This window comes from Dyella kyungheensis (genome assembly GCF_049913195.1).
Classification (GTDB): Bacteria; Pseudomonadota; Gammaproteobacteria; order Xanthomonadales; family Rhodanobacteraceae; genus Dyella; species Dyella kyungheensis.
Genome location: NZ_CP183983.1, coordinates 3,470,821 through 3,485,679, shown reverse-complemented (window position 1 = coordinate 3,485,679; position 14,859 = coordinate 3,470,821). Strand labels below are relative to the sequence as shown.

Annotated in this window: 16 protein-coding genes and 1 tRNA gene; 10 read left to right on the top strand and 7 right to left on the bottom strand. The window is 65.5% G+C overall.

Going from position 1 to position 14,859, the window contains the following annotated elements; genetic code table 11:
• Positions 1–83: 83 nt before the first annotated feature.
• The 4 genes from ACN9MB_RS15735 to ACN9MB_RS15720 form a co-directional block, all read right to left on the bottom strand.
• Positions 84–377, bottom strand: coding sequence for a GIY-YIG nuclease family protein (locus tag ACN9MB_RS15735; protein ID WP_426269540.1), 294 nt, complete (start codon positions 375–377; stop codon positions 84–86).
• Positions 378–425: 48 nt separating this feature from the next.
• Positions 426–1,805: a PhoH family protein gene (locus tag ACN9MB_RS15730; RefSeq protein ID WP_204634184.1), complete on the bottom strand. Its 1,380-nt coding sequence runs from the start codon at positions 1,803–1,805 to the stop codon at positions 426–428.
• A gap of 148 nt (positions 1,806–1,953) precedes the next feature.
• Positions 1,954–2,415, bottom strand: a complete 462-nt coding sequence (locus tag ACN9MB_RS15725) for a peroxiredoxin (RefSeq protein ID WP_204634185.1) — start codon at positions 2,413–2,415, stop codon at positions 1,954–1,956.
• A gap of 279 nt (positions 2,416–2,694) precedes the next feature.
• Complete coding sequence (locus ACN9MB_RS15720; RefSeq protein ID WP_426269539.1) at positions 2,695–3,300, bottom strand: glycine cleavage system protein R; 606 nt, start codon at positions 3,298–3,300, stop codon at positions 2,695–2,697.
• A gap of 204 nt (positions 3,301–3,504) precedes the next feature.
• Between ACN9MB_RS15720 and dapA the strand changes: the two genes are divergently transcribed.
• Together dapA and ACN9MB_RS15710 are read left to right on the top strand one after the other, a co-directional pair.
• Positions 3,505–4,398: a 4-hydroxy-tetrahydrodipicolinate synthase gene (dapA, locus tag ACN9MB_RS15715; protein ID WP_204634187.1), complete on the top strand. Its 894-nt coding sequence runs from the start codon at positions 3,505–3,507 to the stop codon at positions 4,396–4,398.
• Positions 4,399–4,436: 38 nt separating this feature from the next.
• A complete protein-coding gene (locus tag ACN9MB_RS15710) occupies positions 4,437–5,030 on the top strand; it encodes a hypothetical protein (protein WP_204634188.1) in 594 nt (197 codons plus the stop codon).
• 89 nt (positions 5,031–5,119) lie between these two features.
• Here ACN9MB_RS15710 and fdxA read toward each other — a convergent pair whose 3' ends face one another.
• The gene (gene fdxA / locus ACN9MB_RS15705) at positions 5,120–5,443 is read right to left on the bottom strand and encodes a ferredoxin FdxA (RefSeq protein ID WP_046971836.1); all 324 of its coding nucleotides are present in this window, start codon (positions 5,441–5,443) and stop codon (positions 5,120–5,122) included.
• 50 nt (positions 5,444–5,493) lie between these two features.
• Positions 5,494–5,569 (bottom strand) — tRNA-Glu (locus ACN9MB_RS15700).
• A 184-nt stretch (positions 5,570–5,753) separates the two neighbouring features.
• Here ACN9MB_RS15700 and pcnB point away from each other — a divergent pair.
• The 6 genes from pcnB (at position 5,754) to pgi (ending at position 11,582) form a co-directional block, all read left to right on the top strand.
• Entirely contained in the window at positions 5,754–7,106 is a 1,353-nt protein-coding gene (gene pcnB, locus ACN9MB_RS15695; protein ID WP_204634189.1) for a polynucleotide adenylyltransferase PcnB, read from the top strand.
• The gene (gene folK, locus ACN9MB_RS15690; protein ID WP_426269538.1) at positions 7,103–7,585 is read left to right on the top strand and encodes a 2-amino-4-hydroxy-6-hydroxymethyldihydropteridine diphosphokinase; all 483 of its coding nucleotides are present in this window, start codon (positions 7,103–7,105) and stop codon (positions 7,583–7,585) included. Before pcnB ends, folK begins: the two co-directional genes overlap by 4 nt.
• Positions 7,586–7,703: 118 nt before the next feature.
• Entirely contained in the window at positions 7,704–8,471 is a 768-nt protein-coding gene (gene panB, locus ACN9MB_RS15685) for a 3-methyl-2-oxobutanoate hydroxymethyltransferase (protein ID WP_239535227.1), read from the top strand.
• Positions 8,472–8,496: 25 nt separating this feature from the next.
• The gene (panC, locus tag ACN9MB_RS15680; protein WP_204634192.1) at positions 8,497–9,342 is read left to right on the top strand and encodes a pantoate--beta-alanine ligase; all 846 of its coding nucleotides are present in this window, start codon (positions 8,497–8,499) and stop codon (positions 9,340–9,342) included.
• Positions 9,343–9,442: 100 nt separating this feature from the next.
• Positions 9,443–9,829, top strand: a complete 387-nt coding sequence (gene panD, locus ACN9MB_RS15675; RefSeq protein ID WP_046971832.1) for an aspartate 1-decarboxylase — start codon at positions 9,443–9,445, stop codon at positions 9,827–9,829.
• A 112-nt stretch (positions 9,830–9,941) separates the two neighbouring features.
• On the top strand, positions 9,942–11,582 hold the full coding sequence (gene pgi / locus ACN9MB_RS15670) for a glucose-6-phosphate isomerase (RefSeq protein WP_426269537.1): 1,641 nt from the start codon (positions 9,942–9,944) through the stop codon (positions 11,580–11,582).
• Between the two features lie 88 nt (positions 11,583–11,670).
• Here pgi and queG read toward each other — a convergent pair whose 3' ends face one another.
• Positions 11,671–12,747 (bottom strand): tRNA epoxyqueuosine(34) reductase QueG, encoded by a 1,077-nt coding sequence (queG, locus tag ACN9MB_RS15665; RefSeq protein ID WP_426269536.1) that lies wholly within the window; start codon positions 12,745–12,747, stop codon positions 11,671–11,673.
• A gap of 49 nt (positions 12,748–12,796) precedes the next feature.
• Here queG and ACN9MB_RS15660 point away from each other — a divergent pair, with 49 nt between their 5' ends.
• Positions 12,797–14,281, top strand: coding sequence for an NAD(P)H-hydrate dehydratase (locus tag ACN9MB_RS15660; protein ID WP_426269535.1), 1,485 nt, complete (start codon positions 12,797–12,799; stop codon positions 14,279–14,281).
• Complete coding sequence (gene tsaE / locus ACN9MB_RS15655) at positions 14,278–14,736, top strand: tRNA (adenosine(37)-N6)-threonylcarbamoyltransferase complex ATPase subunit type 1 TsaE (RefSeq protein ID WP_426269534.1); 459 nt, start codon at positions 14,278–14,280, stop codon at positions 14,734–14,736. The genes ACN9MB_RS15660 and tsaE overlap by 4 nt, the downstream gene beginning before the upstream one ends.
• The last annotated feature ends 123 nt before the right edge of the window (positions 14,737–14,859 follow it).

Sequence of the window (14,859 nt, the reverse complement as noted above, 5' to 3'; positions counted from 1 at the left end):
TACTGGATTCCGGCCTGCGCCGGAATGACGATCAAGTGCGAAAGCCTTCCCCGCTCGTCATTCCGGCGCAGGCCGGAATCCAGTTACAGCAACGTTTGGTAAAGGTCGCGCCATTCGGGATTTTCGCCTTCAATAAGCCGTAGCTTCCAAGCACCCTTCCATTGCTTGACCTGCTTCTCGCGAAGAATGGCCGATTCCATCGTTTCATGCAGCTCGTACCACACGAGGTCATAAACGTGATAATTCGAAGTGAAGCCCGCAACGGCTTCACTTCGATGCTCAAATACACGCTTTATCAGATTGCTCGTCACACCAACATACAGCGTGCCATTTTGTTTGCTGGTAAGCATGTACACGCAAGGCCTTTTGCCATCCATGGCGTTGTCTCCCTGGATTCCGGCCTGCGCCGGAATGACGAGCTGACGCTACAACGCTTCCGACGCAAAATCCGCCAGCCGCGAACGCTCACCGCGACGCAAGGTGATATGCGCCGAATGCTCCCAGTGCTTGAAGCGATCCACCGCGTAAGTGAGGCCCGAAGTGGTTTCAGTGAGGTAGGGCGTATCGATCTGCTCGACGTTGCCCAGGCAGACGATCTTGGTGCCCGGGCCTGCACGCGTGATCAGCGTCTTCATCTGCTTCGGCGTCAGGTTCTGCGCCTCGTCGATGATCAGATAACGCGAGAGGAAGGTGCGGCCGCGCATGAAGTTCAGCGAGCGGATCTTGATGCGTGAGGCGAGCAGGTCGTTGGTGGCCTGGCGTCCCCAGCTGCCGCCTTCCTCCGGGTTGGCGAGCACTTCGAGGTTGTCGGTGAGCGCGCCCATCCATGGCGTCATCTTTTCTTCCTCCGTGCCGGGCAGGAAGCCGATGTCTTCGCCCACCGAGACGGTGGCGCGCGTCATTATGATTTCGCGATAGCGCTGCTGGTCCATCACCTGCGCCAGGCCGGCGGCGAGCGCGAGCAGCGTCTTGCCCGTGCCTGCCGTGCCGAGCAGGGTGACGAAATCGACATCCGGATCCATCAGCACGTTGAGCGCGAAGTTCTGCTCGCGGTTGCGCGCCGCGATGCCCCACACGGCGTGATTGGCGTGGCTGTGATCGTCCAGCAGCACCAGCGTGGCCTTGGCATCGTCCACGTGCAGCACGCGCAGTTCCACGCTGTTGTCACCGGGCAGGAACAGGCACTGATTGGGATACCAGTCCTCGTCGTCGCGGCGGTCGAGTTTGTAGAAGGTGCGTCCGCGTTCGTTCCACGATTGGACTTCGGGGTGTTTGTCCCAGAAATCCTCGCCCAGCTCGGTGGAGCCGGTGTAGAGCAGTGCAAAGTCATCCAGCGCGCGGTCGTTTTCGTAGTCTTCCGCATCGATGCCGTAGATCTTGGCCTTGATGCGCAGGTTGATGTCCTTGCTGACCAGCACCACCGAGCGCTCGGGGTTCTGGTCGCGCAGTTCGATCACCGCCGACAGGATCAGGTTGTCCGCCTTGCCGTGGCCGTTGGTGGTGCGCTGCTGGAAGTACAGCCGGCCCACCGCGCCGCCGCGCTTGAGATTGACGCCTTCCGGATTGGTCAGTTCCAAGCCGTTGCTGATGCCGTGGCCGTTGCCGCGCACGATCAGTTCATTGAGGAAGCGGCTGACCTGGCGGCCATTGCGCGAAACCTCGGAGGCGCCCTTTTTCTTTTCGTCCAGTTCCTCCAACACCGTCATGGGAATGAAGACATCGTGCTCTTCGAAGCGGAACAGCGAAGTCGGATCGTGCAGCAACACATTGGTGTCGAGAGCGTAGATGCGCTTGCTTCCGGTCATACGGAAGAAACCTCTTTGGAGTGCGAGGTGGAAGAACCGCGGCATGCGGCATGCCGCGGGAAGTCGGCCGAAACGGCCGGGGTGCCATGCACGGGAAGGATTCGTCCGCAGGGACGGGTAGCGGCATGGCGAAAGGGGCGGTCGCGGGTCACTGGGCGGGAATGGCGTCGAGCACGGCCTGGGCGTGCCCCGGGACTTTCACGTTGCGCCATTCCTGGGCCAGCCTTCCTTCGGGATCGATCAGGAAAGTGCTTCGTACAACACCCATGTGACGTTTTCCGTACAGCACCTTCTCGTGGATCACGTCGAAGGCGTTGCACCAGGTTTCGTCGGGGTCGGAAAGCAGCGGGAACGGCAGCTCCTGCTTGGTGGCGAAATTGGCGTGGGATTTCACCGAATCGCGCGAGACGCCGATGATCTGCGCATGGCGCTTCTGGAACTTCGGATAGAGGTCGCGGAAATCTTTCGCTTCGTTGGTGCAACCGGGGGTGCTGTCCTTCGGGTAGAAGTACACCACCACCCACTGGCCCTTCAGGCTGTCCAGCTTCAGTTCGCTGCCATCGCCGGTGAGGCCTTTGAGCTTGGGGACTTTCTTGCCAACTTCGGGCATAGGTTCTCCTGCGAAGCCGTGGCCGGCTTCGACTGGGTGTCGTCGATCAAGGGAAACGAGGCAGCGGAGGTGGGTGCCAAGGCGGTCAGGGCTCGCCCTGCGATCGGTGCAAATCGACCCGCCTGCTGCATGCCCTCTCTCCGGTACTGCTCTTGGGGTCAGAGACTAGCGCTTGCCGTGTAGGGAATGACAGTCCTTGCAGCAGGACGCCTCAGGGAGCATGCTCAAGGACCCGGCGAGCACGCCGGAATCTCTGGTTTTGCGTGCGACATCCGCCGCTCAGAATTTCACCGGATCCATGATGGCGTCGAGGTTCAGGCCATCGCAGAATTCCAGGAAATCATCACGCAGCGCGGCGATATGCGTGGCCGCCGGAATGCCGATGGTGATCTGCGCCTGGAACATGTCCGCACCGGTCTGCATCGCCTGGTAGCGCAGCGAGCTCAGCTGCTCGATGACGATGTCGCGGCGGTCGAAGAAGTCGATGATCTTGACCAGGATGCCCGGGCGATCCGCCGAAATCACCTCGATCAGATACGGCAGCAGATGCGAGTGATGTTCGCGCGGACCGGTGCGATAGAACGACAGCCGCAGGTCTTCGTCGCGGGCGGTCTTGGCCAGCGCGGTTTCGAGCTTGGCCACGGCGTCCCATGCGCCGGTGGCGAGCAGGGTCAGCGAGGTATCGGCGCCGAGCGAAGCCACCCGCGCATCGGCCAGGTTGCAGCCGGCTTCGGCGATGCGTTTGGCCAGCGTGAGCAGGGGCGCGCTGGAGGAGGGAGTCAGGGTCTGGATCAGCAACTGGTTGTCGCTGCCGGTGCGCGCGGAAGAACGGTTCAAGGAGTCCACCTGTGGCGCTCCCGCACGATGCGGGTCAAGAAAGCACATCGGTCGAGCTTACTTGCCGCCGCCGGAGACCCGCAAGTAAGGTTTTTCCTCCCAACAACACCACCGTCGCAGGCCGGATCTCGGGGTCTCAACACCCCCGCAACGGAAGACGAATAAGGCGAGGCCGGGTTATTGCGGCGTCCGTATTGGCGCGAGAGGCTTTTCCAGTAACATGCAGGGTTTGAGTTTCAGCCGGAGTCGGCCTTGAACATTCGCGGAAGCATCTGTGCGCTGGTCACGCCGTTCACGGCGGACGGGGCGCTTGATCTTGCGGCTTTCGGCAAGCTGCTGGATTACCAGATCGACGGCGGAACCGAAGGCGTGGTGGTGGCGGGTTCCACCGGTGAAGCGCATATGCTCGAACACGACGAATACGAGCGTCTGCTCGCGTTTGCCGTGGAGCGGGTGGCCGGTCGCATCCCGGTGATCGCCGGCACGGGCGAGGCCGGCACGGCCAAGACCGTGGCGCTCACGCGTCGCGCCAAGAGCCTGGGCGCCGATGCGGCGCTGGTGGTGGCGCCTTACTACGTGCGACCCACGCAGGAAGGCCTGCGCCGCCATTTCCTGGAAGTGGCCGAGCAGGGCGGCCTGCCGGTGCTGCTGTACAACGTGCCCACCCGCACCGCGTGCGACCTGCTGCCGGAGACGGTGGCGGCGCTGCGCGACCATCCGGCCATCGTCGGCCTGAAGGAAGCGCAGGGCAGCGACGAGCGAATCCGCGCCATCGCGGAACTTGCGCGTCCGGATTTCGTCTATTTGTCGGGTGACGACGGCACGGCCTGCAAGGCGATGCTCGTTGGCGGTGCGGGGACGATCTCGGTGGTAGCCAATCTGGTGCCTCGTGCGTTCCGCATGCTGTGCGATGCTGCCACGGCGGGTGACCGCGCCGAGGCACAGCGTTGCGACGCCATGCTGGCGCCGCTGGTTTCGGCGCTCAATTGCGCGCCGAACCCGATCGCGGTGAAGGCCGGGTTGCCCTCGCTGGGGCTGGGGTTGGCGGTGCCGCGCCTGCCCCTGGTTGAATTGGAGGATGGTCCGGACCGCGCGCGACTTCGCGAAGCGCTGGCGGGTCTGGCATCCTTGGCGAATGCGGCCTGACATTTCGGGCAACTGATACTCCTACGGAATCTGCTTACATGAAGAAATCCCCGCTTGTCGTGGCCCTGCCGGTACTGGCCCTGTCTGCCTTGCTGCTCTCCGGCTGCGGCATGTTCCGTTCGCAGAAGGCCTGGGAAACCGCCAAACAGGAAACGCCGCTGGAAATCCCGCCGGGCCTGGATACGCCGTCCACCAGCGCTGCGCTGGTCATTCCGGAAGCGGGCGCCAACAACCCGACCGCCAACGGCGCCACCGCGCGCGTGGGCGCTGCCAGCCAGCAGATCGCCGACGGCTTCGTGTTGGCCGACAATGTCGACAACACCTACCGTCGCGTGGGCCAGGCCCTGGAGAATGGCGATATCGGCCAGGTGGTCGGCCATGACGACGCCGCTCACACCTACACCCTGAGCGTGGTCGCTTCGGATCAGCCCACCCAGAAGAAGGGCTTCTTCAGCAGCATGTTCAACGGCAAGTCCAAGCAGTCGGCCGACGCCCCGGGTGCCACCCCGCACCAGGTCCTGGTGACTATCGGCACCAGCGGCGAGAAGGCCAGCGAAGTGCGCGCGCAGGGCGATGCCGCGGCCGTGGCCAAGGTGGTCGATACCCTCAAGGGCCGCATGGGCGGCGGTTGATCCGCAGCCTTGCGAGCAACAAAAACGCCGCCCGAGGGCGGCGTTTTTTTATGCCTGAACGCGTCGGCCGCGAAGGCCGCCGCCCAAGCTCAGCGTTCGAGCAGGTCGAGCTTGTTGGGCTTGTTTTCCCAGTCCTTGGCGTCGGCCAGGCCGTCCTTGCGCTCGGTGATCACCGGCCAGCTCTTGGCCAGCTCCGCGTTCAGCGCCGTGAAGCTTTCCTGCCCGGCGGGCACGTCGTCTTCGGGATAGATCGCGTTGATCGGGCACTCGGGCTCGCACAAGGTGCAATCGATGCACTCGTCCGGATCGATCACCAGGAAGTTGGGGCCTTCGTGGAAGGCGTCGACAGGGCAAACCTCGACGCAGTCGGTGTATTTGCACTTGATGCAGTTGTCGGTGACGACAAAAGTCATACGCTCTCGTGCCTGTCTTGAATGAGCCGGGGCCCGTGCCAGGCCGGAAGTGGCGCTCCCTACGAGGTTCGAACTCGTGTTCCCGCCTTGAGAGGGCGGTGTCCTAGGCCACTAGACGAAGGGAGCGAAATGCACCGGAGCGCGCTAGTATAGCGGAATTGCTTCGCCCGGCAATGGCCTCAGGGGCTCACGGACCGACCGGGCGGACGGCCACCAGCCCATGGGCACGGTGGAATGTGGAGGCGGCGGAACGATGCGCCGCAATCGATCGCTTTGAATGGCGCCAAGCGCCTGCAAGGATCCAAACCGCTTGAATCACGACGCAAGGACCAACGCCACGCCTGCATTGCGCATCATTCCGCGCGAGCAGCACGTGATTTCGCGCAAGAACATCAGCAAGGCCGCGCTGCGCGTGCTCTACCGCCTCAATGAGGCGGGCTACCAGGCCTATCTGGTCGGCGGCGCGGTACGCGACCTCCTGCTGGGCGGCCATCCCAAGGATTTCGACGTGGCCACCAACGCCACGCCCGATGAGGTCAAGAAACTCTTCCGCAATTCGCGCCTGATTGGTCGCCGCTTCCGTCTCGCCCACGTGGTGTACGGGCCGGAGATCATCGAAGTGGCCACCTTCCGCGGCACCGGCGAGGAAGAAGGCGAGGGCGACCGCCATATCGTCGACGGCCGCATCGTCCGCGACAACGTATGGGGCTCGATCGAAGAGGACGCCATCCGCCGCGACTTCCGCGTCAACGCGCTTTACTACGACATCAGCGATTTCTCGGTGCGCGACTACGTCGGCGGCATGCAGGACGTGGAAGATCGCGTGCTGCACCTGATCGGCGATCCGGAGACGCGTTACCGCGAAGATCCGGTACGCATGCTGCGCGCCGTGCGGCTGGCCGCGAAGCTCAATTTCCGCATCGACAAGGCCGCCGCCGCGCCGTTCGACGAGCTGGGGCCGCTGCTGGGCGACGCCGCGCCGGCGCGCCTGTTCGACGAATCGCTCAAGCTGTTCCTTTCCGGCCACGGCCTGAAGAGCTTCCACATGCTCGAACAGACCGGCCTGCTGAAGTTCATGTTTCCGGCCACGGCGCGTGCGCTCAAGCGCGGCGACAAGGCGCTGCGCGCCTTGATCGAGCAGGGCCTGGCCAATACCGATGCGCGCGTGGCCGAAGGCAAATCGGTGACGCCGGCTTTCCTGTTTGCAGTACTGCTGTGGGGCGAGGTGCGCGATCTTGCGCATACCTGGATCACCAAGGAGATGGAGCCGGTGGCCGCCTGGGAGCGTGCCGCCACGCACGTCATCGCCGAGCAGTGCCAGCGCGTGGCGATTCCGCGCCGTTTCACGCTCACCATGGAAGAAATCTGGGGCATGCAGCCGCGCTTCGAACAAGTGCAGCGCAAGCGCGTGTTCCGCCTGATGGCGCATCCGCGCTTTCGCGCCGCGTTCGACTTTCTGCTGCTGCGCGCGGCCGAATCGCCGGCGGTGCGTGAACTGGGCGCATGGTGGCAGCACGCGCAGCAACTGCCGCACGAAACGCTGGCGGCGGCCTTGTCCGGTAGTGCAGGCGGTGCGGAAAGCAGTGCCCCCGCAGCCAAGCCGCGCAAGCGTCGCCGCCGCAAGCCGACCTCGAAGGCGGGCAACAAGTCCGATCCTGCGTGACGCTCGCATTCATCGCACTGGGCAGCAATCTCGGCGATGCGCGCGGCCAGGTGCTGGGCGCATTAGATGCGCTGGATCGCCTGCCATACACGCGTCTGCTTGAGCGCTCGTCGCTGTACCTGACGCCGCCCTGGGGCGTGCTCGAGCAACCGGCTTTCATCAATGCGGTGGCGCGCATCGACACGACACTTTCGCCGCACGACCTGCTGGATGGGCTGTTGGGCATCGAGCGGACTGCAGGGCGCGTACGCGACGGCGAACGCTGGGGCCCGCGCACGCTCGATCTGGACGTGCTGTACATGGATGGCGTCGAGCTGTCGGACAAGCGCCTCACGCTGCCGCATCCGCGCATCGCCGAGCGTGCGTTCGTGCTGTTGCCGTTCAACGAGCTGGCGCCCGGGCTGGTGCTGGCGGGCCAGGGCCGGGTGGCGGACTTGCTGGCGGCGGTGGAAACCGCCGGTTGCGAGCGACTCGCTTGAGCCCTTCACGTTCCAGGCGGGATAATCCGCGTCCGCCTCCGTTCTAGGAATTTTCGTGTACGCGCAAAAAGCGAACGCACCCACGCGCAAGCCGGTCACCGTACCGTCGTTGCGCGCGATGAAGGCGGAAGGCCGTCGCATCGTGATGCTCACCTGCTACGACGCGAGCTTCGCGGCGCAGCTGGAAATGGCCGGCATCGACGTGGCCTTGGTCGGCGATTCGCTGGGCATGGTGATCCAGGGTCACAAGAGCACGCTGCCGGTGACGCTGGACCACATGGTCTATCACACCAGCATCGTCTCGCGCGGGCTCGACGCCACCCTGCTCATCGCCGACCTGCCGTTCATGGCCGATCGCGACGTGGCGCACGTGCTGGAAGCGGGCGCGCAGCTGGTTGGCGAAGGCGGCGCGGCGATGGTCAAGATCGAGGGCGCTTCGCCGCATATCCTCGAAGCGATCACCGCCCTGGTCGAGCGCGCCATTCCCGTCTGCGCGCACCTGGGCCTGACGCCGCAATCCGTGCACAAGTTCGGCGGATTCCGCATCCAGGGCCGCGCACAGGACGCCGCCGACCGGCTGGTGGAAGACGCCAAGGCGGTGGAGGCGGCCGGTGCCGACCTGCTGGTGCTGGAGGGCATTCCGACGGCCCTGGGCGAGCGCATCACGCGCGCCGTTTCCATTCCCACCATCGGCATTGGCGCCGGTCCGCATTGCGACGGCCAGGTGCTGGTGCTGCACGACATGCTGGCTGTGACACCCGGCAAGCGACCCAAATTCAGCAAGGATTTCCTCGCAGGACGCGATTCTGTGGCTGCGGCGATCGCGGCCTATGCCGAGGACGTGCGCAGTGGCGCCTTCCCGGCACCGGAACATGGCTTCGACTGAAGCCACACAGCAGAGCAAAGCAGACATGCAGACTGTGCAAGACGCCGCGGCGCTCCGCGCCACCATCCGCGGCTGGCGCGGCCAGGGCCTTACCGTGGGCTTCGTGCCCACCATGGGCAACCTTCACGCCGGTCACCACTCGCTGATCAAGCTGGCCCGTGCCCGCGCCGATCGGGTAGTGGCGAGCGTGTTCGTCAATCCCACCCAGTTCGGCCCCAACGAGGATTTCGAGCGCTATCCGCGCACGCTGGTGCAGGACCAGGTCGGCCTGGCCGAGCACGATTGCGATCTGTTGTTCGCGCCGGATGTGGCCACGCTATACCCGTTCGGTGCCGAGCACAGCGTAAGCATCCACGTGCCCCAGCTCACCGAAACGCTGGAAGGTGCCCATCGCCCAGGCCACTTCGATGGCGTGGCCACGGTGGTATGCAAGCTGTTCAACCTGGTGCAGCCCGATCTGGCGGTGTTCGGCCAGAAGGATTTCCAGCAGCTGAAGGTGATCGAGCGGATGGTCCGCGACCTCTCGCTGCCGGTGAAGATCATGGCTGCACCGACGCTGCGGGCCGACGACGGCCTCGCCCTGAGCTCGCGCAACCAGTACCTCTCGGCCGACGACCGCGAGCTGGCGCCGCAGATCTACGCCACCCTGCAGCAAATGCGCGAACTGGTCTCCAAGGGCCACGCCTGGCCGGTGGTCGAACAGGCGGCGGCCTCCAAGCTGGCCCGGGCCGGTTTCGAGCCCGATTACACCGCCATCCGGCGCGCCGAGGACCTGGCCGAGCCGGGCGACGGCGAGAGCGAGGGCCTGGTCGCCCTGATCGCGGCCCGGCTGGGTTCCACCCGCCTGATCGACAACTTGCCTTTCGACTGAGCGACCCCATTGAGGCCCTGACGGGGCTCATGTTGCGACGCGGCGTGTCCCCGCTGGATAATGGCGAGCTACGCAGACCGATTTGCCGGAAACTGAAGTCATGAACCTGAACATGCTCAAGGCCAAGATTCACCGTGCCACGGTGACCCACGCCGAGCTCCACTACGAAGGCTCCATCGCCATCGACGGCCTGCTGCTCGATGCGTCGGGCATCCGCGAGTATGAGCAGATCCACGCGTGGAACATCAACAACGGCAAGCGCTTCGTCACCTATGCGCTGCGTGCGGAAGAAGGCTCGGGCATCATTTCCGTGAACGGCAGCGCCGCCCACCGCGCGCAGCCGGGCGACCTGGTCATCATCGCCGCGTTCTGCCAGTTGTCCGAAGCCGAGCTGGAGCAGTTCCAGCCGACGCTGGTGTACGTGGATGCGAACAACGCCATCTCGCACACCAATCGCTCGATTCCCAAGCAGATGGCCGCTGCCTGAAGTTTGCCGCCCCGCTTTCGAGCGGGGCCTGGATGCGCTGCAACAATCTGCTGGCGCATGATGCGCGAAGCTGCGTAAGATCGACGTTCCCTTCGCCGAGCATGAGTCCCCCATGTCGTCCGAGCGCCGTCCGTCTTTTCTGGCAGAACATCTCGATCGCCTGGCAGGTACCCACCTGCGTGAATTGCTGAAGGACGCCGCGCGCGGCAAACGGCTGCGACACCGGCTCGGGCCGATCCTGCTGGACCTCAGCCGGCAGAAGCTCGACCAGTCCGCGCTCGATGCGCTGGGCGCGCATGTCGAAGCCAGCGGCTGGCAGGCCGCACGCGATGCCATGTTCGCGGGCGAAGCCATCAATACCTCCGAAGACCGCCCGGTACTGCATACCGCGCTGCGTGCGTCCGGTTCGCAGCTGCCATCGCCTGCACCGCGCGATGCGCTGAAGGAAATCGCGCAGACCCTGCAGCGCATCGATGCGCTGACCAAGGCCGTCGAACTCGGCGACGCCACCGCCTTTGGCGTGGCGCCCGGCATCACCGACATCGTCAACATCGGCATCGGCGGCTCGGATCTCGGGCCCCGCCTCGCCGTGCGTGCGCTGACGCCGTATCACGTGCCCGGCCTGCGCAGCCATTTCCTCACCAACGTCGATGGCCAGTCGGCCTATGAGCTGATGCATCAGCTCGATCCCAGGCGCACGCTGGTGATCGTGGTGTCCAAGACGTTCACCACGCAGGAAACGCTGCTCAACGGCAACGTCATGCGCGACTGGATCAGCCGTGCCTACGACGGCGACAACGCGGCTGTGTCGCGGCACTTCCTGGCGGTGAGCGCCAACGTGGCCGAAGCGGAGAAGTGGGGCGTGCCGGCGGCGCAGGTGTATCCGATGTGGGACTTCGTCGGCGGCCGTTTCTCGGTGTGGTCGGCGGTGGGTTTGTCGCTGGCGCTGTCGATCGGCTCGTACAACTTCCATCAGTTCCTGAAGGGCGCCGCGCTGGTCGACGATCATTTCCGCAGCGCGGCGTGGTCGGAAAACCTGCCGGTGTTGCTGAGCCTGGTGGAGTACTGGAACCGCGATGCACAGGGCCGCGGCAGTCGTGCTGTGATTCCCTACGCGGATCTGCTCACCGATCTCACCTCGTATCTGCAGCAGCTGGAAATGGAGAGCCTGGGCAAGCAGGTGACCAAGCAGGGCCAGCCGGTGGCGCAGCCCACCTCGGCGGTGGTGTGGGGCAGCGTGGGCACGAATGCGCAGCACGCGTATTTCCAGTCGTTGCATCAGGGCACCGACACCGTGCCGCTGGAATTCATCGGCGTGGTGAAGCCCGCGCACGATCTCACCGCCAATCACGAAGCGCTGCTGTCGAACCTGCTCGCGCAGGCGGCCGCGCTGGCGCTTGGCAAGACGTTCGACGAGGCGCTCGCCGAGGCGAAGAGCGGGTCGGACGAAGAACGCCGCGTGCTGGCCGCGCAACGCACCTTCCCCGGCGATCGTCCGAGCACGGTGATGCTGCTGGATGCGCTGACGCCGGAAAGCCTGGGCGCGCTGATCGCGCTGTACGAGCACAAGGTGTTCATGCTCGGCCACCTGTGGGGCATCAACGCGTTCGACCAGTGGGGCGTGGAGCTGGGCAAGTCGATCGCGCGGCAGATCTTGCCGGCGCTGGATGAGAGCGGGGCGAAGAGTGTTGCCGGTCTGGATGCGTCGACGCAGGCGTTGATCGAGGTGATTCGCGAGCGCCGCAAGGTCTGAATATCTCTGTAGGAGCGCACCCTGTGCGCGACCGAACTTGCGTCATGGCAAGGTTGGGTCGCGCACAGGGTGCGCTCCTACAGTGTTTCTAGGCACGTGCTGGGTGACGCCCCAGCGCCCACGCCACATGCTCGCGCACGATCTCCGACGGATGATCCGCACGCGCAAGCAACGCCTGCCGCACCTCCTCCGAATCAGGCGCATTGCCCAACGCCACCGCGATATTGCGCAGCCAGCCTTCGTAGCCGGTGCGGCGGATGGCCATGCCTTCCGTGCGTTGCAGGAATTCCTGCTCGCTCCAGCCGAACAGTTCCACCAGCTTCGCGCCGTCGAGACGGTGGCGCGGCGCGAAGTCCGGTTCCGTCGCATCCTGCGCGAACTTGTTCCAGGGGCAGATCAGCTGGCAGTCGTCGCAGCCGAAAATGCGGTTGCCCATCGGCGCGCGCAGGTCTTCGGGAATGCTGCCGCGCAACTCGATGGTGAGATAGGAAATGCAGCGTCGCGCATCGAGTTTGTAGGGACCGACGATGGCCTGCGTGGGGCAGATGTCGATGCAGCGGCGACAGCTGCCGCAATGCGCGCTGGCCGGCGCATCGATGGGCAGCGGCAGGTTGGTGTACAACTCGCCGAGGAAAAAGTACGAGCCGGCGCTGCGGTTGATCAGCACGGTGTGCTTGCCGATCCAGCCCAATCCGGCGTTGCGTGCGAGTGCTTTTTCCAGCACCGGCGCCGAGTCGACGAAGGCGCGATAGCCGAAGTCGCCGATCGCCCCATGGATGCGCTCGGCCAGTTTCTGCAAGCGGTTGCGCATCAGCTTGTGATAGTCGCGGCCCAGTGCGTAGCGCGCCACGTAACCGGCATCGGCGTCGTGCAATACATTCCACGCGTTGCGCGTGCCCGGCGGCACATAGTCCATGCGCACGGAGATCACCCGCAGCGTGCCCGGCTCCAGTTCGGCGGGACGGCTGCGCTTGTCGCCGTGGCGAGCCATGTAATCCATCTCGCCATGATGGCCGTCGTCGAGCCAGCGTTTGAGGTGCACTTCGTCCTCGCCCAGCTCGGTGCCGGCGATGCCGCAATCGGCGAAACCGAGCTCCTGCGCCCAGCGCTTGATATCGAGCGCAAGCGCAGCGTAGTCGGCAGGTGGGGCGGCAACGGAAGGCATGGGCCTATTGTAGGCGCTAGCCCGCTGCGGGCATGCCTATAATTCACGCATGACCGCCCACGACCATCGTCATTCGCTCTACACCGTCGATCAGGTGCGAGCGCTCGATCGCCGCGCCATCGACGAGCTCGGCATTCCCGCTTATGAACTGATGCAGCGCGCCGCCACTGCCGCGCTGGTGTGCCTTCGACAGCACTGGCCGCAGGCTCGCCGGATCGCGGTGTACTGCGGCCCCGGCAACAACGGCGGCGATGGGTTCCTGCTCGGGGCGCTGGCACGCGAGGCGGGCATCCACGCCGAGGTTTTTGCGCTGGGCGAGAGCCGTGGCGACGATGCCATCCGTGCGCGTCGCGAGTTCGAGCATGGTGGCGGCACGGTCGTCGCGTGGAACGAAGCGGTCGCGCTGCCGCTGGTCGATGTGCACGTCGATGCCCTGTATGGCACCGGCCTGCAGCGTGCGCTGGCGCCGGAGGTTGCCGTGTTGGTCGGCCGCGTGCACGCGACGGGCGCGCCGGTGTTGGCGCTGGATGTTCCATCGGGCGTCAACGCGAATACGGGCGATGTGCCGGGCGAGGCCGTGCAGGCCCAGGTCACGGTGACGTTCATCGCGCCCAAGCGCGGTCTCTACACGGGGCTGGCGCCGGGCTACGTGGGCACGGTGCAGCTCGAATCGCTGGGTCTGCCGGAGACGCTCTGGCAGGGCGCCCGCGCCGATGCCGAACTCATGCGGCCGCAGACGCTGCCGCCGCGGCCGCGCCAATCGCACAAGGGCAACAACGGACACGTGCTGGCGATCGGCGGCGATCACGGTACGGCGGGTGCCATTCGCCTGTGCAGCGAGGCCGCGTTGCGCGGCGGCGCGGGACTGGTCAGCGTGGCGACGCGCGCCGAGCACCTGATCGCGCTCAACAGCGCACGGCCGGAGCTGATGGCGCATGAGGTGAACGGTCCGCAGGCGCTGGAAGCGCTGCTGCCGCGCGCCACCGTGCTCGCGGTGGGACCTGGATTGGGGCAGGGCGCCTGGGGCCACGCCTTGTGGCTGACGGCGCTCGATGCCCAACTGCCGCTGGTGCTCGACGCCGATGGCCTGAACCTGCTCGCGCACGAGCCACGCGGTTTCTCGGGCCCGGTGGTGATGACGCCGCACCCGGGCGAGGCCGCTCGCCTGCTCGGCTGCGATACCAGGACGATTGCCATCGACCGCTACGCCGCCGTGCGCGAACTGGCCAAGCGCTATGGCGCGGTCGTGGTGCTGAAAGGCGCGGGGAGCCTGGTGGCTGATCCGCAAGGTCGCGTGGCCGTGTGTCCCTGGGGCAACCCCGGCATGGCCACGGGAGGGATGGGCGACCTGCTCACCGGCATCGTTGCGGCGCTGATGGCGCAAGGTTGCGACGCCTGGCAGGCGGCCACGCTTGGCGTGTCGTTGCACGCCCGCGCAGGCGATCTGGCGGCGAAACACGGCGGCGAGCGCGGGTTGATAGCCACCGATCTGCTGGAGCCGCTGCGTTTGCTGCTCAACGGACGGGACGCATGACCGAGCCCCGCTGGAATCTCCCCGACGAAGCCGCCACCGCGGCGCTCGCCACGCGCATGGCCGGCGTGCTCGATGGCGGCCTGGTGGTCTATCTGCATGGCGACCTGGGCGCCGGTAAGACCAGCTTTGCCCGGGCATTGCTTGGCGCGCTGGGCGTGGGTGAGCGGATCAAGAGTCCTACCTACAGCCTGGTCGAGTCCTACCTCGCCAACGGCCGTGCCGCCTGGCATCTGGATCTCTATCGCATCGCCGATCCCGGCGAGCTGGAATGGCTGGGTCTGGACGCGCTGTCCGATCCCTCCGCCCTGGTGCTGGTGGAATGGCCCGAACGCGGCGCCGGGGCGCTTCCGGCTCCGGATCTGGTGCTGCATCTGGGGTATGCCGGCAGCGGGCGCCATGCCCGCATGGAAACGCGGACGAGCCGCGGCGAGGCCGTGGCGTCCCGTCTCGCCTGACCGGCCCTGATCGCCGGTCGCACCTAAGTATCGGTAGTTGCTGAGATTTTTGCCGGGCGACTTCGGCTTCAGATTGCGTGGCTTGCGGCCGATAGCTGGATGTTGCCTAACAAAGCTTCCGCA

Bases quoted from the DNA above. Each gene is read 5' to 3' on its own strand.
- ACN9MB_RS15720 (WP_426269539.1), bottom strand. From the start codon at position 3,300: ATGTGCTTTCTTGACCCGCATCGTGCGGGAGCGCCACAGGTGGACTCC.
- panD (WP_046971832.1), top strand. From the start codon at position 9,443: ATGAACCTGAACATGCTCAAGGCCAAGATTCACCGTGCCACGGTGACC.
- ACN9MB_RS15735 (WP_426269540.1), bottom strand. From the start codon at position 377: ATGGATGGCAAAAGGCCTTGCGTGTACATGCTTACCAGCAAACAAAAT.
- queG (WP_426269536.1), bottom strand. From the start codon at position 12,747: ATGCCTTCCGTTGCCGCCCCACCTGCCGACTACGCTGCGCTTGCGCTC.
- ACN9MB_RS15725 (WP_204634185.1), bottom strand. From the start codon at position 2,415: ATGCCCGAAGTTGGCAAGAAAGTCCCCAAGCTCAAAGGCCTCACCGGC.
- fdxA (WP_046971836.1), bottom strand. From the start codon at position 5,443: ATGACTTTTGTCGTCACCGACAACTGCATCAAGTGCAAATACACCGAC.
- panC (WP_204634192.1), top strand. From the start codon at position 8,497: ATGCAGACTGTGCAAGACGCCGCGGCGCTCCGCGCCACCATCCGCGGC.
- pgi (WP_426269537.1), top strand. From the start codon at position 9,942: ATGTCGTCCGAGCGCCGTCCGTCTTTTCTGGCAGAACATCTCGATCGC.
- ACN9MB_RS15710 (WP_204634188.1), top strand. From the start codon at position 4,437: ATGAAGAAATCCCCGCTTGTCGTGGCCCTGCCGGTACTGGCCCTGTCT.
- panB (WP_239535227.1), top strand. From the start codon at position 7,704: ATGAAGGCGGAAGGCCGTCGCATCGTGATGCTCACCTGCTACGACGCG.
- ACN9MB_RS15730 (WP_204634184.1), bottom strand. From the start codon at position 1,805: ATGACCGGAAGCAAGCGCATCTACGCTCTCGACACCAATGTGTTGCTG.
- tsaE (WP_426269534.1), top strand. From the start codon at position 14,278: ATGACCGAGCCCCGCTGGAATCTCCCCGACGAAGCCGCCACCGCGGCG.
- ACN9MB_RS15660 (WP_426269535.1), top strand. From the start codon at position 12,797: ATGACCGCCCACGACCATCGTCATTCGCTCTACACCGTCGATCAGGTG.